Source organism: Shewanella sp. Choline-02u-19 (assembly GCF_002836205.1).
In the GTDB taxonomy this organism is placed as follows: Bacteria; Pseudomonadota; Gammaproteobacteria; order Enterobacterales; family Shewanellaceae; genus Shewanella.
On record NZ_PJBE01000013.1, the window covers coordinates 3,536,866 to 3,554,227 of the forward strand.

At 44.1% G+C, this 17,362-nt stretch carries 14 protein-coding genes; 7 read left to right on the forward strand and 7 right to left on the reverse strand.

Annotated features, from left to right (window positions below; all coding sequences use genetic code 11):
* Nucleotides 1–65 precede the first annotated feature (65 nt).
* The 5 genes from CXF83_RS22205 to CXF83_RS22225 form a co-directional block, all read right to left on the reverse strand.
* On the reverse strand, nucleotides 66–515 hold the full coding sequence (locus tag CXF83_RS22205) for a thioesterase domain-containing protein (RefSeq protein WP_101089575.1): 450 nt from the start codon (nucleotides 513–515) through the stop codon (nucleotides 66–68).
* 21 nt (nucleotides 516–536) lie between these two features.
* On the reverse strand, nucleotides 537–974 hold the full coding sequence (dtd, locus tag CXF83_RS22210; protein WP_101089543.1) for a D-aminoacyl-tRNA deacylase: 438 nt from the start codon (nucleotides 972–974) through the stop codon (nucleotides 537–539).
* 85 nt (nucleotides 975–1,059) lie between these two features.
* A complete protein-coding gene (locus tag CXF83_RS22215; RefSeq protein ID WP_101089544.1) occupies nucleotides 1,060–1,629 on the reverse strand; it encodes a hypothetical protein in 570 nt (189 codons plus the stop codon).
* Entirely contained in the window at nucleotides 1,626–2,582 is a 957-nt protein-coding gene (locus tag CXF83_RS22220; protein WP_101089545.1) for an alpha/beta fold hydrolase, read from the reverse strand. The genes CXF83_RS22215 and CXF83_RS22220 overlap by 4 nt, the downstream gene beginning before the upstream one ends.
* Nucleotides 2,551–3,555 (reverse strand): virulence factor BrkB family protein, encoded by a 1,005-nt coding sequence (locus CXF83_RS22225; protein WP_232775177.1) that lies wholly within the window; start codon nucleotides 3,553–3,555, stop codon nucleotides 2,551–2,553. The genes CXF83_RS22220 and CXF83_RS22225 overlap by 32 nt, the downstream gene beginning before the upstream one ends.
* Nucleotides 3,556–3,676: 121 nt before the next feature.
* On the opposite strand from CXF83_RS22225, the gene CXF83_RS22230 reads away from it, so the two are divergent.
* The 4 genes from CXF83_RS22230 to CXF83_RS22245 all read left to right on the forward strand — a co-directional run bounded on the left by CXF83_RS22230 (nucleotide 3,677) and on the right by CXF83_RS22245 (nucleotide 7,937).
* On the forward strand, nucleotides 3,677–3,898 hold the full coding sequence (locus CXF83_RS22230; RefSeq protein WP_101089546.1) for a hypothetical protein: 222 nt from the start codon (nucleotides 3,677–3,679) through the stop codon (nucleotides 3,896–3,898).
* 62 nt (nucleotides 3,899–3,960) lie between these two features.
* A complete protein-coding gene (locus CXF83_RS22235) occupies nucleotides 3,961–4,608 on the forward strand; it encodes a DUF2959 domain-containing protein (RefSeq protein ID WP_101089547.1) in 648 nt (215 codons plus the stop codon).
* Between the two features lie 183 nt (nucleotides 4,609–4,791).
* Nucleotides 4,792–6,006 carry a 4Fe-4S binding protein gene (locus tag CXF83_RS22240; RefSeq protein ID WP_101089548.1) on the forward strand — a complete coding sequence of 405 codons (1,215 nt, stop codon included), beginning with the start codon at nucleotides 4,792–4,794 and terminating at the stop codon, nucleotides 6,004–6,006.
* Nucleotides 6,007–6,749: 743 nt separating this feature from the next.
* A complete protein-coding gene (locus CXF83_RS22245; protein WP_101089549.1) occupies nucleotides 6,750–7,937 on the forward strand; it encodes a DUF418 domain-containing protein in 1,188 nt (395 codons plus the stop codon).
* Nucleotides 7,938–8,490: 553 nt separating this feature from the next.
* On the opposite strand, the gene typA is transcribed toward CXF83_RS22245, so the two are convergent.
* Nucleotides 8,491–10,320, reverse strand: a complete 1,830-nt coding sequence (typA, locus tag CXF83_RS22250; protein ID WP_101089550.1) for a translational GTPase TypA — start codon at nucleotides 10,318–10,320, stop codon at nucleotides 8,491–8,493.
* Between the two features lie 721 nt (nucleotides 10,321–11,041).
* Here typA and glnA point away from each other — a divergent pair.
* The 3 genes from glnA (at nucleotide 11,042) to CXF83_RS22265 (ending at nucleotide 16,242) form a co-directional block, all read left to right on the forward strand.
* On the forward strand, nucleotides 11,042–12,451 hold the full coding sequence (gene glnA, locus CXF83_RS22255) for a glutamate--ammonia ligase (RefSeq protein WP_101089551.1): 1,410 nt from the start codon (nucleotides 11,042–11,044) through the stop codon (nucleotides 12,449–12,451).
* A 218-nt stretch (nucleotides 12,452–12,669) separates the two neighbouring features.
* Complete coding sequence (locus CXF83_RS22260) at nucleotides 12,670–14,850, forward strand: carbohydrate-binding family V/XII (RefSeq protein WP_198553567.1); 2,181 nt, start codon at nucleotides 12,670–12,672, stop codon at nucleotides 14,848–14,850.
* A gap of 159 nt (nucleotides 14,851–15,009) precedes the next feature.
* On the forward strand, nucleotides 15,010–16,242 hold the full coding sequence (locus tag CXF83_RS22265) for a dicarboxylate/amino acid:cation symporter (protein WP_101089552.1): 1,233 nt from the start codon (nucleotides 15,010–15,012) through the stop codon (nucleotides 16,240–16,242).
* Between the two features lie 62 nt (nucleotides 16,243–16,304).
* Here CXF83_RS22265 and CXF83_RS22270 read toward each other — a convergent pair whose 3' ends face one another.
* The gene (locus CXF83_RS22270; RefSeq protein WP_101089553.1) at nucleotides 16,305–17,324 is read right to left on the reverse strand and encodes a WD40/YVTN/BNR-like repeat-containing protein; all 1,020 of its coding nucleotides are present in this window, start codon (nucleotides 17,322–17,324) and stop codon (nucleotides 16,305–16,307) included.
* Nucleotides 17,325–17,362: the final 38 nt, after the last annotated feature.

Consider the following 17,362-nt stretch of genomic DNA (forward strand, 5'->3'; position numbering starts at 1 on the left):
AAACTTAAGCGACTTAACTCAGTTGAGTCGCTTTTCTATTTAATCTGAATGTCTCAACAACAAAATTATAAATTTTTGGTGGGTAAACTCACAAATATAGCGTCAAAATTAGCACATAATTTATCGCCACAATATAACTCTATAGTTAAAGGAACTCGTGCCCGTTTACCTCGCTGCAACACAGATAGATCCGCACCAGCCCAATGGGTTCTAGCAACAGGGGCCTCGTTTATTGGTGCAATATAACGAATATGTGCATCGGCCAGCACGATATCGCCTTCAACACCGCCAAGGTGTTGCTGCAACCACATCATCCCCCAACCAGTTAATGCCATTAGGGTATAAATACTGCCCGCAAACATTGTTTGATGAAGATTGATGTTCGGCTCTAATGGCGCTGTAACGCTAAAGCTATCGGCGTTAAACTCAATTGGCGTCACATGCATAAACTCGCTAACGGGTATGGTTCGATACCAAGTCTGTTGTAGTTGTTTTAGTAATGCCGTTTCATCCATCGGTTTTGATGTCATGACAAACTAAACCTGTAGATTAAACGTCACCGGGCCATCATTAACTAATGAGACTTTCATATCGGCGGCAAATTCCCCCGTTTGAGTATTGACCCCTTTCGACTGACAGAAATCAACAAAGGCTTGATACAGTTCACGCGCTTGATCTGGCGTACCAGCACCTGAGAAACTGGGACGTAAACCACGGCCAGTATCCGCAGCCAGTGTAAACTGTGAAACCACCAGTAAACTACCGCCCGCCTGCTCTAGATTCAGGTTCATCTTGCCATTTTCATCAGAGAACACGCGGTAACTCATTACCTTAGTAGCCAATTTTTTCATTTTTGCCACATCATCTTCTCGCTCGACACCTAGCAAAACCAACAGGCCTTTATCTATCTCTCCAATGGTCACACCATCAACGACTACATTTGCTTCGCTCACACGTTGAATCAGGGCTATCACGTAAAAACTCTCCGACTTAAAAAGCTAAAAAAAAGCGCCTAGCTTACTCATGTAAGTCATAGGCGATTTTCTGTAGCGGGTAAACTTACATTGATTTAATCTGTTGCATCACAGGGATTGGCTTAATAACATCTTCTGAGCCTTCAGGCAGCGATTTACCGACCTGACGCAAGCCTTCATCGGTCCAAAGTAAAAAGCGACGGATCTCTTCCATACTAATGGTATCAACAAATGTTGCGGCGCCTTGCACTTGAATCACAGCACCTCGTTCTCTAACTACAAACTTTGCAAAGTTGAGTTTCTGGTTCAGTGTACCAATCATGATCATCATCTCTTTGCTGCCCACATACTTAGGGTGGATAGCATAAAAGCGGTTCATTAAAATTCGGTCGATACCTTCAGGGTTAATACTTGGCTGCAGGATAAACTGACTATTATCAAAATTTACCGCCACGCCATTAGGCCCTGCTTTAGTCGCTAAGTAGTTTTTACTGAGCAATGCTTCTAAAAGTTTTGTTGAAGCTTGTTCATTCGTCATCCCACCTAAAGTCACACTATCAGGGGTTTTAGTCGTTACTTCAACGTCAGTGTTGTTCTCTGTTGCAGCACAAGCACTAAGGCTCATGACCAAGCCTGCTACTAATAATTTTTTCATTGGATACGAATTCCTTTATTTATTTTTAGGGCCATTTCCCTTACGGCACTCACGATTGCATTCGCCATTTTGACGTCCGCCAATGCATGATAACCGCCGTTAACTTCCATCACCTTTATCTGATGATTTGCTTTATCTTGCAAAAAACCATGTACAAAACCGCTTGGACAAACCCTGTCTAGCTCTCCCTGAATAATGAGCGTTTCCGCTTGAATATCCATCACAGTGGCAGACAACAGCTCAAAGGCACCGAAGTAATTATGGGTCACATAATAAAGCTCGATGCTTGCTAATGCCTGACTGAGAATGACATTTTCACCCACTTGCAAACAACCAGGGTAGGCCAAAGCCAGCTCCCAGTTTAACCAGCACCTCACAAAATGTTGACGAATGCTTGTAGAATCATTGTCGAAACCCTCTCGGTAACATGAAAATAATCCATCGAGTTGATTACCCGGTACCGCTGCCACACTAAAGGCCAAATGCTCAGATGGAAATAAGCGAGCGGCCCCCTGTTGACCATACAACCATTGAATGCTTTCCTCGCTAGGAATAAAGGCGCCCCACAGCACTTGTTTGGTCACTCGGTTTGGATAAAACCCAGCGTACAATAGCGCCAATGTTGCGCCAAATGAGCCACCCGCTAGCGCCCACTTAGCAATACCTAACCACTTTCTAACCTGTTCAATATCAGTGAGTAAATGATTAACACTGTTGTGCTCAAGTCCTCCTCTAGGTCGCGATCGCCCCGCCCCTCTTTGATCCATCATAATCACGTGGTAAACCGAAAGGTCGAACAATCCTAACTCATCAAATGAGCAGCCAGCCCCTGGACCACCATGTAAATACAGCAACGGAATACCATCAAGATTACCGTATTGGCTTATATATAATTCATGCTCATCACCGACCGCTAACCAGTCACGCGCTATCAACGTCTGCAGCCTTAGCATTGTCTTTAAGCCCCTCTTTAGATGTCGATTTAAGCTTGTCAGCATCAACAGGGCTGCTATCGGTAGCCGGCACTGGTGTCTCTATTTCGCCGCGATTTTCTAATAATAGCGCCGTCCTAGCCAGGTGTCGTTCGCGTAAATATTCCGGCAACGCGGCGGTTATCTCAGCGCCAACCAATACGATAACCCACGAGACATACACCCAAACAAATAAAATAGGGATCACCGCTAATGCGCCGTAAATAGCCTCGTAGCTCGGGAATTGAGTTACATAAAATGCAAAGCCTTTCTTGCCCAGTTCAAACAGCATCGCGGCGACAATGGCACCCAGTAATGCATGGAAAAACTTAACTTTCTTATTCGGCACCACCATATAAAGTAGCAAAAAAGCAGCCACCGAAAATATCATTGGCAATCGCTCAATAATCAGCGGCACCACGCCCGACAATTCAGAGTCATTAAATAGCTGAAGTGACACAAGATAGGAGCTAGCCACCAAGCTTGCCCCTACCAAAACAGGCCCCAACGTCAGTACCATCCAGTACATCGAAAACGACACCGCAACTTGACGTTTTTCTTTGGTACGCCAAATACTGTTAAGTGACTTATCAATTGCAGAGATGAGCATTAATGCAACTACCACAAGGGCTGCGATACCAACAGTGGTACCTTTAGAGGCGTTGGCCACAAATTCATTAATATAAATCTGTACCGTATCGCCAGCAGCAGGTAAGAAATTGTCATACACAAACCCCTCCAACTGCTCGCGAATACCGGCAAAGACTGGAAAAGCCGACAGCATAGAAAACATGACGGCCACAATCGGTACTAACGAGAGTAACGTTACGTAGGCTAAGTGCCCCGCTTTAATATTGACTTGATCTTCTTTAAAGCGGCGCAGCAAATGTAAAAAAAATGCCCAAATACTCCACAAAAAAGACCGAAATTGATTCACTGCTATCTTATTTTTCACTTGTCACTCTTGATTCTGTTAAAGTTGTACCGAATATGTACAACGATAAATGATTTGTTTAAATCTATATTGGTACAATAAAGCTTATAACCTTCTCTTTACAAGTATAAGGATCGAATTGATGTCTCAACAGGGTTCCGCTGGCAATGTTATTGCCGCTATCGCAAGCTTTTTCTTTCCCGGTCTTGGGCAACTCGTTCAAGGTCGTATACTCGCTGCATTAGTGTTTTGTATTGTCGTAATCGTCGGTTATGCCATGTGGTGGTTAATATTCCCCGCAATCATCGGTGCAATAGCCCATTTGTGGAGCATTATCGATGCGGCTAAATATCGCGCCGATTAGTCCAGCGCCAATACACACAAGTTTAGGGTTAAGCTTTAGAATCACATTCAGGATTGAATAAGATGAAAAAAATATTATCTGTTGCCATCATAAGTTGCGGTTTACTACTGACGGGTTGCCAAAGTGCCTACTATGGCGCCATGGAAAAGGTCGGTTATCACAAACGCGACATCATGGTCGATCGTGTTGAAGACGCCAAAGAATCTCAAGAGGAAGCACAAGAGCAGTTCAGCTCAGCTCTTGAAGAGATGCAGGCGCTACTTAACCATGACGGTGGCGATCTCGAAAGTGCTTATAACAAGGCCAAAGATGAATATGAGTCGGCGCTAGATGCGGCCGATGATGTCACTAATCGCATCGACAAAGTTGAAGATGTCGCCGAAGCATTATTCGATGAATGGCAGACAGAGATAGCCGAGATAAGCAAAGCGAGTCTGCGCCGAAATAGCGAAACCAAGCTTAAACAGACTCGCCGTTCATATACTCAACTGATCAAAAGCATGCGTCGTGCTGAAAGCAAAATGCCGCCGGTACTCACGGCCATGAAAGACAATATGCTTTACTTAAAGCATAACCTTAACGCACAAGCCATTGGCGCCATTAAGGGTGAATTTAGCAGTTTACAAACTGACATTTCTGGCCTGATAAAAGAGATGAACAAATCAATTGATGAGTCGACTAAGTTTATTGCTGCATTAGAAGGCAAATAAGCGACGACTAAAGTCCGGTTCCTACGCCCTGTGGCTTAGGAACCGAATTTGTGAACTCAAAGCCTTATTTCTTATAGTTTAATCACAAGTTTACGACCTACTCCACAATCTGCTTACACTCCAAGAACTTCTTCCTTTAAAAAGTTTCACACTAGTATCAATCATTATTAAACTGACACCGTTATGAGCTTTATCGAATCATTAACGCTTACTTTGGCACTAACCTACAGCGTTAGCTTGCTTTATTGGAGTGGCAAAAAATGGGGGGCAGCAGCTAGCGGAGTATTGGTTTCAGCCGCAGTCATATCTAGCCTATATTGGCCTCTAATCGCCGCTCTTGCCATTGCGGCAGTCATTATTGGCTTAGTCAGCAAGTTTCAACCCCAAGTCGCTCAGGGCGACATGAGGAGCAATAACTTACGCGAAGGGGTGCAGCATCTGTTAGCGCTATCGATGCTGCTGGTTGGAATACAGTTTGCGGTGAATAGCGCACTGCTCAAAGCCGGGATTACGCCTTGGCTTATGCGTCCCGATGTTGGTGATGCATTCCTACCCATTGCTGGCGGTATCGAACTCAAAGCAATTATCAGCCTCGGCATTTGGGATCAAACTCACCCTGCAGCGGCAGTAATGTTAACAGTAGTACTACTAACCGGCTTGATCTGTAAACGTGCTTTTTGTGGCTGGGCTTGTCCGCTCGGTTTAGCTGGCGAATACCTCTATAAACTCAGAATACGCTTTATCAAACGTGAATATTTACCACCAGCTTGGCTAGATTGGCCACTGAGAATGGTGAAGTACCTTCTTTTACTGGCGTTACTTTATATCATTGTGGGTATGCCTGCACAGGGAATACCTGACTACCTCAGTGGCAACTATCACAAGATAGCCGATCTAAAAATGGCACTGTTTTTTATCACTCCAGGCCTAGTTACTTTTCTCTGTTTCAGCTTTATTCTGAGCCTGGCGTTATGGCGCCGACAAGGATTTTGCCGTTACATCTGTCCTTATGGTGCATTACTCGGGCTAGTCAGTTTTTTAAGTCCATTTAAAATTCGCCGCAATACTCAGCATTGCTTGATTGACAGTAAAGGGATGAACTGTGATAAATGCAGCCGCGCCTGTCCTGCCAATATTTCGGTACATAGTCAGATCAATATCCGCTCAGATGAATGCCAAGCCTGCATGCGCTGCGTATCAGCCTGCCCCACAAAAGAGGCTTTGCAGTTTAGCACTCGCAACGGTATTAAGTTATCGGCACGAGGTCTTACTATCGCCTTAATGACACTATTGTTTCTGGTCCCTCTGATTGCTTACCTATGTGGTTTTTGGGTAAGTCAAACACCAACAGAAACGCGGATGTATTTAATCCAACACCTAAATTCGATAGGGCATTAGCGCGAGTCGAAGCAACACAACGTCTCCAAGGATGGAGACGTTTCTTTCAAGTAGAGGGAGTGCACTCACATCTGAATATCGGATTTTTTAAAACTAAACTTTTGTTAATGCAGAAAGTGGGAACCATCTAGAGTTATCACACTCTGATTATATGAGGCTAATGTTTGTAAGCCATTTTGTCGGTTAACCACTGAAAATGCCCTGCTAAATATTTGTTTTGTTCATCATCACTCCCTACTGCGCATTCCTAGTTAGGTTTGGCACAAAAATTCAGTTTCAACGCTAGCGCACTGTAAATTGAACATATTATTCGGCAATCCATATGGATTGCTTTTTTTTTGGCTAACGTTTTATTTTAATCAGATTTATACCCAAACCACATGAAAGGTAATCGATTGTAGATGTCGTGATTTCGCAAGCGGCTTAATGCTAATACCAATTCCATTAAATAGTTGGTCATTCAGCGGGAATTAAAATCACTGTAGGCAAGTAAGTCGATTGTAGCTAATAGTTATTCTATATCGAAAACCACATACGCAGCATAAAGTGATTTTAAACCCGCACTACGTGAGCTTCTCAGGACTTCCATTACTGCGTTGCAAGTCTCAAAAGGGAATAACCATTTCTTCAACAATGCGCCTAGAATTGAAAGCCCTGAGACAGCTCTGAATTGATCACATATTTAATGGAACTGGTATAATATTGTCTAGCCTATTATTGCACTTGGAGTGCAAGCAAAAAACATGGAACCGTTAACCGTGATAATAAATAACCCATCGCAGAACCCTACAGATTTTGATCGTAACGCTAATATCGATGTTATTCGTGGCTTAGCTGTATTGGGCATTTTGTTCATCAATATCTACTTTTTTGGCAATGCTATTTCAGGCTACGCCAGCCATGAATCCAACCCATTGCATGACATTTTAGTGGAGTTGTTCAGCAATTTTTTTATTGAAGGCCGCTTCATTAGTTTGTTTTCAATGCTATTTGGGGTGGGATTGGCGATTCAGTTCGACAGATTGTCAGCACAAAATAGAGATGCTTATCAATTAGTGAAATCCAGGTTGAAGTGGCTTGTGATTTTCGGGGTGATACACGCTATTTTCATCTGGTCTGGTGACGTACTTTTTACCTATGCACTCAGTGGGTTTGTGGCACTTTGTTACCTTAAACTTGATCACAATAAACTGCTAAAAAAATCACTTTTGTTTATCGCTGCCCCTGTGCTGCTCCTCACCCTGATGAGCCTATTATCTCCCGAGGAAAAATTTATACGTGGATCTGCGCTATTTGAAGAGGAGTCCCTAATATGGTTTGGATCGTATGCAGAACAGCTGACGATGCAATTGACGATATTTGCAACGATGCTATTTGTTATCCCATTAACTCTTATGTGGTTATCAGCAGGCTTAATGCTGCTTGGCATAGCGCTTTACCGTAAAGGCATTTTTGAGCACGGCTTTAACAAAAACCAACTTATCCAGCTGGCAGTGGCGACGGTACTATTATCGGTTTTCGATAGCTTACTGACTCTTTCAACAGATCCTATATTAAATACCCTATCAGGTGTTGCCGTTATCGTCAGCGCAATACCTATGGCGCTGATTTACATTCATATACTGGTTAAAATATGTCAAAACCGTTCCACTGTATTGGCGCCATTACAGAAGGTAGGCCAATTATCATTAAGCCTATACATCCTGCAGTCAATTTGTGGAGTACTAGTGTTTCGCTATTTTGCGCCAACACTAGTGAACACACTCGACAGGCCAGGCTATATGTTGATTGCGCTTGGTTTCTCTATTTTTCAAATCATTCTTGCCAGCGTATACCTTAAGTATTTCAAGCAAGGGCCATTGGAAATGCTTTGGCGTAAACTTGCAAAATCCAAACCGACTCCAACTCAAGACAAAGGTGTCGTGCAGTAACGGCTAAGTAACTTGCGAGTCAATTCGGCGTGCGCAATTTAACACACTGTGCGCTTACGTTAACCTGTCGCATTAAAAAGCCGCTCATCTTTGTGGATCACTTTTCCACTCAAAAATACCGCGGTACAGATACAACGGGGATTATTACCCGCCTCCCGCAAGGCTGTGCATATGCAGCGGTAACACGCTGTAATCCCAAGCTTGGTAGCGTGCCCTGTAATTAACGGTCCCTGCGTATCTTCAGCGGTTCCTTTACGAGCCGTTCGCACATCCTTTGCATCAACCGTTTGGAACCACTGAATTCCATTATTTTCCAGACATAAATCCCCTCCTAGTACATCCTGTACTTCGGGGATAAATACATCTGACAGCCAAGGCCTATGATATTCCCTATATCACTTAGGCATTCCTCACATCCCTGTGGGTCAAGGAGGGAATGCCAATAAATGAATGGAACATTTATGACCATGTATAAAAAAGCCCCAAACATTTTCATGTTCAGGGCTTCTTCTTAGCGCTCAATCCTTTTAAGGACTGAAGCTAAACGAAACGATTACTTGCGGTTATGACGCTTACGATCGTTTTCGCTCAAGTAACGCTTACGAACACGAATGTTCAGCGGTGTTACTTCAACTAGCTCATCATCATCGATGAACTCAAGCGCTTGCTCAAGTGTCATGTCGATATGCGGAGTCAGTACTTGTGCTTCATCGGTACCCGATGCACGCATGTTAGTTAGCTGCTTACCTTTCAAACAGTTAACAGTCAAATCGTTTGCACGAGCGTGAAGACCAACAACTTGACCTTCATAAACTTCAGCAGCGTGAGTAATAAACAGACGACCACGAGCTTGAAGGTTAAACAATGCGAATGTCAGTGCTTTACCAGTTGCGTTAGAGACCAATACGCCACGGGCACGTTGACCAATATCACCACCTTTCACAGGACCGTAATGGTCGAATGAATGGTAAATAAGACCAGAACCTGAAGTGGCTGTCATAAAGTCAGTTTGGAAACCAATTAGACCACGGCTAGGGATAACAAAATCGATACGTACACGACCCTTACCATCCATCTGCATGTCTTTCATGTCACCCTTACGGATACCAAGCTTCTCGATAACAGCACCTTGATGTTGCTCTTCAACGTCAACAGTCAAGTTTTCGAATGGCTCACACATCTCGCCATCAATCTCTTTAACGATAACTTCTGGACGAGAAACAGCTAGCTCGTAACCTTCACGACGCATGTTTTCAATCAAAATTGAAAGGTGAAGTTCACCACGACCCGATACGCGGAAACGATCTGGGCTTTCAGTTTCTTCAACACGTAGTGCTACGTTATGAACAAGTTCCTGCTGCAGACGCTCAAGGATGTTACGTGAAGTTACGTACTTACCTTCTTTACCAGCGAATGGAGAGGTGTTGACCTGGAAGGTCATTGTTAGTGTTGGTTCATCAACAGACAAAGCTGGTAATGCTTCTACGTTGTTAGTTGCACAAACAGTGTCAGAAATCAGCAACTGACCAAGACCCGTAATTGCAACGATATCACCAGCGTTAGCAATCTCGACTTCGTTACGTTCTAGGCCCATGTAGCCTAATACTTGGCCCATCTTACCGTTACGTTTCTTACCATCAGCACCAATAATAGTGACCTGTTGGTTAGTCTTAACGCTACCACGCTTGATACGACCAATACCGATAACACCCACGTATGAGTTGTAATCGATTTGAGAGATCTGCATCTGGAAATCACCTTCAGCATCAGCGTCAGGAGATGAAACTTTCTCAACGATAGTTTCAAATAGAGGAGTCATGTCACCATCTGAGACTTCTGGATCAAGAGAAGCGAAACCGTTTAGTGCAGAAGCATAAACGATTGGAAAATCTAGTTGCTCATCGGTTGCGCCTAGGTTGTCGAACAAGTCAAATACTTGGTCGATAACCCAATCAGGACGTGCGCCAGGACGGTCAATCTTGTTGATAACAACGATTGGCTTAAGACCTTGAGCAAATGCTTTCTTAGTCACGAAACGAGTTTGTGGCATTGGACCATCAACTGCGTCAACTAGTAGTAATACTGAGTCAACCATAGATAGAACACGCTCAACCTCACCACCGAAATCGGCGTGACCTGGGGTATCAACGATGTTGATACGGTAATCGTTCCACTTGATGGCAGTGTTCTTGGCCAGAATCGTGATACCACGTTCTTTTTCAAGATCATTTGAATCCATCACCCGCTCAGTGGCTTCTCCTCGAGTCTCAAGGGTTCCTGACTGCGCCAGCAGCTTATCAACCAAGGTAGTCTTACCATGGTCAACGTGTGCAATAATGGCGATGTTACGTAAATTCTCTAACACGGCTAAACCTCTTACCATCGGTATAAATATATAGGGGGGGGTACTGACAACCACTAAAACCAAACGATTATAGTTGTTGCTATAAAAAGCGTGACATTCTACTCTAGGTGGCGAGTATCTCACAGGATTATTTTTAACCAATCGTTAGAAATAACTTATGCGTGTTGCTTTTTCCCGTCATAACGTCCGCTTTACATACACTTTCCATCATTATCTTTGATAGGATTATTTATATTCCCGTTCCTTTCAAATACCTCTTTGAGGCATTTAGCGTCCTTTTAATTGATAAATTTTGTTAAACATCCTGTTTACGACCCCTTTAGTCGACTTCCTAGTTTAGTCTGTTTAACCAGATACGCCTGCGAGCGGCATGAAACTGTCTTTTATCTGAATAACACTTATCTACATTTGGTTGATTTTTCTTTGACTTGTCCCCTATAAAAAAGTCTTATTCTTGGCTATTCTGTTGTCTTGCTTTTAACCATTAGCCAACGGCTAGTCAATATGAAAACAGTCTAGCTGCACAATGATGGCGCGTGCACCATTTTGATCCGCTTGCCGCACCAAAATGGTGCGTTAAAGCTAACTTTATATTTTTAGTATGATTTAGAATTCATATAAATCATAATGTTACATGATTGGCACGACTCTCGCTTTACAGATAGCAGAATCGCATATTGCGTTAAGCATTAAGATAAAAAACAAGGGATAACCCTTTACCCTACTCGGAGACTTTAGAATGTCAGCAGAATCAGTTTTACAACAACTACAAGAATTAGAAGTTAAGTTTGTTGATCTACGTTTTACCGATACCATAGGTAAAGAGCATCACGTTTCGATCCCAAGCCACCAGGTTGATGAAGACTTTTTCGAAGACGGTAAGATGTTTGACGGCTCTTCAATTTCAGGTTGGAAAGGCATTAACGAATCAGACATGGTGCTCATGCCTGATGCTGCAAGTTTCGTACTTGACCCGTTCACTGCTGAAACAACCGCAAACATTCGTTGCGATATTCTAAACCCAGGCACAATGACAGGTTACAACCGTGACCCACGCTCAATTGCTAAGAAAGCAGAAGACTACTTACGCTCTACTGGTATCGCCGATACAGTATTGATTGGTCCTGAGCCAGAGTTCTTCCTATTCGATGACGTTAGATATGGCGCTGACATGTCAGGTTGTTTTTACAAAGTTGACGCTGTAGAAGCCGCTTGGAACTCAGGTACCAGCTACGAAGGCGGCAACAAAGGTCACCGTCCAGGCGTTAAAGGCGGTTATTTCCCAGTAGGGCCAGTTGATTCTTCACAAGACATACGTTCAGCAATGTGTCTTGTACTTGAAGAGATGGGCCAAGTTGTTGAAGCACATCATCACGAAGTCGCCACTGCTGGTCAAAACGAAATCGCCACTCGCTTTAATACGCTTACGCTTAAAGCGGATGAAGTTCAGGTGCTTAAATATGTTGTCCATAACGTGGCTGACGCCTACAACAAAACAGCAACCTTTATGCCTAAGCCAATCGTTGGTGATAACGGTAGCGGCATGCACGTGCATCAATCTCTAGCAAAAGATGGCGTGAACATTTTTGCTGGCGACAAGTATGCAGGCCTAAGCGAAACAGCATTGTTCTACATCGGCGGCATCATCAAACATGCTCGCGCAATTAATGCATTTGCAAACCCAGCAACGAACTCATACAAGCGTCTTATTCCACACTTTGAAGCGCCAGTAATGCTTGCTTACTCAGCAGCCAACCGTAGTGCTTCTATCCGTATCCCAGTAGTACCAAGTGCTAAAGGTCGTCGTATTGAATTACGTTTTGGTGACCCAATGGCTAACCCATATTTAGCATTCTCTGCAATGCTAATGGCTGGTCTTGACGGGATCCAAAATAAGATCCATCCAGGCGAAGCAATGGATAAAGATCTATATGACTTACCACCAGAAGAAGCGGCTGAAATCCCAACAGTTGCCACTTCACTGGAAAATGCACTTGAGTGTCTAGACGCTGACCGTGAGTTCCTAACTCGTGGCGAAGTATTTAGCAATGATTTCATCGATTCATACATCAAGCTTAAGACTGCTGATGTTGAACGTGTTAACCAAACGACTCACCCTGTAGAGTTCGAGCTTTATTACAGCTTGTAAACTTAAAAACTGAGTTAATGGCGTAGTTAAAGCGCCATTTAGAAAGCCCTAAGCGGAAACGTTTAGGGCTTTTTTGTGCTTATAAATCAATAATATTTTTGTCCATAATGCGATTATAATAATGAACAACTATAGTTATTCTGAATAAAGTTTAACCATTATAATAGCCAACATGTTAGCTTGATATTCACCACTCGATCAAAACAGAAGGGACTGCTATGTCAGCTAAAATTTTTGCATGTTTCCGCTCAACCCTCGCCGTAATCATGATGATGCTATTGGGTCTAGCCAATGCTAACGCGATTGAGTGGCCACAAGAGGTAACCGAAAAAGAGGGCACCATAGTGGTATATCAGCCACAGCCTGAATCACTTAACGGTAATATTCTGCAAGGGCGTGCGGCAATGTCTCTCGAACTCATCGATAGAGACGAGCCCGTTTTTGGCGCTTTTTGGTTTAGTGCACGCATCGATACCAATACCGATAACGCTACCGTTAGAGACGTTAAAGTCACTCAGGTTCGCTGGCCAGAGTCGACTGAAGCAGACGAGCAGCGCTTTACCGAAGTGGTAGAAAAAGCCCTAGGCAGCAGTAGTTTTAATATCTCAATGGAGCGCCTTTCTGCCAGTCTCGCCAATGCTAAACAAGAGAAACAAAGCTTAGAGAACATTAAGAACGATGCCCCCAACATTATTTTCCGTCAGCACCTCAGTGTACTGCTGTCTTTCGACGGCGCGCCGCAATTTAGGGAAATAGAAGGCAGCCCTTATGAGCGAGCATTAAACACGCCATTTGCGGTTGCACGTAACCAACAGACTAAAAAGTTATACCTCAGCAGCGGTACGTTCTGGTACACCGCAGACAACCCCATGGGCCCTTGGCAAACAACCGAATATCCGCCTGAAGACCTCGTTAAAATGCTTCCTAAACCTGAAGATGCCACTCCAGCAAAAAGTGCCTCAGCACCCGCCGTCATCGCCGTAAACACCGCCACCGAATTGGTCGCAACAGAGGGTAAGCCCAGATGGAAAAGCCTGACCGAAGGCAAGCTGCTGTACGTCAGCAACACAGAGACCGCATGGATTAGAGAGGTTTCTTCAGGTGATATGTATTTATTGCTGTCGGGGCGCTGGTTTAAAGCCAAGAAGGAAGCTGGACCTTGGGAGTTTGTTCGCGCCGATAAGCTGCCGACGAGTTTTAATGATATCCCACCTGAGTCCGATATTGGAGGCCTACGTGTTTCTGTTGCAGGCACCACAGAAGCAGACCAAGCGATGCTCGATGCGCAAATACCACAAACTGCTGCGATTAAGCGCAGTGAAACAAAGCTAACTGTTGAATACGATGGTGAGCCTAAGTTTGATGCAATCCCAGGTACTAAGGTCGCTTATGCCGTTAACACCTCCACTCAGGTATTGAAAATAAACGGTCAGTACTACGCAGTAGATAATGCCGTTTGGTTTGTCGCTTCAGCGGCTAAAGGCCCATGGACAGTCGCAGATAACATCCCGACAGACGAGATTGCAAAAATCCCCCCAAGCTCACCTGTGTATAACACCACTTATGTCGAGATTTATGACTCTACACCCGAGGTTGTCTATGTGGGTTACACTCCAGGCTATATGTGGTCCTACCCCTATTATGGTGTACCTGTATATGGCACAGGCTGGTACTACCCACCCTACTGGGGCCGTTACTATTATCCAAGACCACCGACTTGGGGATTACATGTTGGTTATAACCCTTGGACAGGCTGGAACGTCGGTGTGAGTTGGAGCAATGGTTTCTTTAGCGTGGGGGTTGGCTGGAATGCTGGCTGGGGTAATAACTATCATCCAGGCCGATGCTGTGGCGGTTATTACGGTGGAGGTTACCGTCGCCCTGTCGTGATAAATACCGGTGATATTAATATCGGTAACAGTGTCAGTATCGGTAATAGAACCAATATCTCCAACAAGGTTACCAAAAACAACAATATTTCAGGTAACCGCGTGGGGAAAAATAATCTCTATAACCGTCCAGAGAACCGCGTACGTAATGCTGACTCAAAGAAAATAAACAACAATCTTAGACAAGCGACTCACAACAAGAGCCGTGACAATAACGTCTTTGCCGATAAAAATGGCAATATTGCACGAGATAATAATGGTGAGTGGCAAAACCGCAATAAAGGCAATTGGACACCTGCGCCCGCAACTAAACAGAGAGTTGAAACTGGGCTAAGTAATCGTGATATCAGCAAGCCTGTCACTATGCCATCTAGGCCTAATACTGATATGAGTCGCCCCAACAATATGAATCGACAGATGAATAACCGCAACATTGACCGAGAAGGATTGAACCGCTCACGCAACGCAAGGCAACACGGTATGGCGCGAGAAGGTCGAAGAGGACGTTAATTAGCGACGATTCAATATTTAAAGGTCTGCTTGCTGCAGGCCTTTTCCTTTTCTTCTACCGCTTGTTAGGTTGACACCCCATCGATGGCTAGATAGCTTAATGGGATACCCCATCAAAAGTCAGTGTTCTGACAACCAATAATAAGTGGACCTTCATTTATGTGGCAAAAACTTGAGCCCTATCGTTCTTCAATTGTTTTACTGTCAGCACTATTTATTGGTGGCGTTATCGGTATTGTACTGCCTGATTTTGCACTTGAATTAAAGCCTATTGGGCAGATTTTTCTTAATCTGCTATTCATGATTATTGTGCCACTCGTTGCTATTAGTGTGACCTCTTCCATTGCACGAATGACTGACTTAAAAAAACTCGGTGCCATTCTTATTACCCTCTTCTTGGTGTCAATTGTAATGGCGATTATCCCCGCCGTATCGATTGTAGGCTTGGCTCTGGCCTTCGATCCTGCGCAAGGTGTTTTACTCGATCTGCATCAACATGTTGAAGCGGGGGCGGGCACAATGGATTTCGTTGGTTTGCTCACTACCAATGATTTTGTTGGTTTGCTGTCTAAATCCAATATCCTGGCATTGATCATCATGTCGGTCATCGCCGGGATCGCTATTGGTCAATCAGGAAAAGATGGTGAGAAAGTCTCAGATATCCTTGATAGTCTCAATACCGTTATCATGAAGATAGTATCCATTTTGATGGTAGCAGCCCCAATAGGACTAGGCGCCTACTTTGCTTCAACCATGGCCAGTCAAGACACCGAACTGTTGAGCACTTTTGCTCGCGCTATTGGGCTATTCTTTGTTGCGGCAATTATCTATTTCATCATCGGCTCAACTCTTTACGCTTGGTTAGGTGGCGGGGCAAAAGGCGTTACTCAATTTTGGAAAAATGCGGTTGCACCGTCAGTTACCGCATTAGGTACCAGCTCCTCTCTGGCCACGTTACCCGTTAATATCCGAGCCGCCAATAAGATGGGCATAAAAGAGGAGATAGCAGATATTTGTCTGCCTTTGTTGGTCAATCTCAATAAAGGCGGTGCCTCGATGACCACCGCGCTAAAGATTGTATTTATCTATTCAATATTGGGTTTGGATTTCACTGCAGATGTTTTTGCGCTCACCGTACTTATTTCAGTGTTGTCAGCATTTATTATTAGTGGCGTGCCTGGCGGAGCCTTTTTGGGTGAAATTTTTATCGTCACCACTCTCGGTCTACCGATAGAAGTTATCCCTATTTTAGTCATTATCGGCACAGTAACCGATGCACCTGCCACACTCATCAATGTGATTCACGACCTAAATGCCACTCAAATTATTGAACGGATCAATGGTAAACGCTACCAAAGTAAAGTGACTGAGTCGCCGTTGAATAAACCATAAAATCCAAGCAAGTCACTTGGGTTTTATGGTTATGTCTTGGGATCTAATAAACGGTAAAAAAATCAGCTCTCGGGGGGCACTACGTAGACCGCCACACGGCCTTGATGCCCAGCTGCCACCAAGGTATCACCATCAATCGCCAAGGTGTAATAACCTTGTGTCTGACCTTGAATCGACAACGGCTGCCAACTAAAGCCATGGTCAAATGAGATATCTGTAGCCAACTTACCCGTCGCTATACACATGGCTTGATGACAAACCATCGCGGTTCTCAGTCCGGCAGTCGCCTTACGCGTTTTATGCCAGACTTTGCCTTTTAGATACACCATATTAGCATCATGCTTATCACGCTGTTGGTAATCACCGCCGACAACAAAAACATCGCCAAGAGTATTCATCGCCACGCCATAACCGCCGGCAGTTTGTGTATCGTCATAGAGTGGAATATGCGTTCTTTGCCAGTAATCACCGGAGTCTTGCGAGGTATAAATAGAGCTACTATGGCCGCCAGTGGTGAACCATGCTTGACCCGCTTTGCCGACCATGAGGGTATTACCACTCGCGGCAAAGGCCACTTCACGGTCGAGCAGTTTAGGAAGATGAGCTCGAGCAATCCGTTGCCAACTTTTACCACCATCTTGAGTGCGTAAGATAACAAAGCAACCATCAACAGGATCCCCTAACAGCAATCCGTTGTTTCTATCCCAAAAAGCAATAGAATCAAAAAAACCCGTTTCATGTTTATTTTCGAGCAACAGTTTCCAAGAAGCCCCCTGATCTTCAGTAATATAGAGTGTAGATAACTCGCCCTCACCAGCCCCCATCACAATGGCAGTGTTAGCGTCGAAAACTTCAATATCACGAAAATCGGTTAACGGTTGCTCTGTAACAGAAACATCGAGCCAAGTTTTACCTGCATCCTTAGACAAAAAGACACTATTGTTTGAGCCACTCACCCACACTATGCCATCAGCAGCTGCGCTACCACGAAAAGATAAACTTGCATCAATCTGCTGTGTCTGCCATTCAACTGAAAAGGCACTAACACTGCACAATCCCAATAACAGTATGAATATCTTCATTAAACTCACCTTGTAAAAATGAATGGCTTTAACTATCA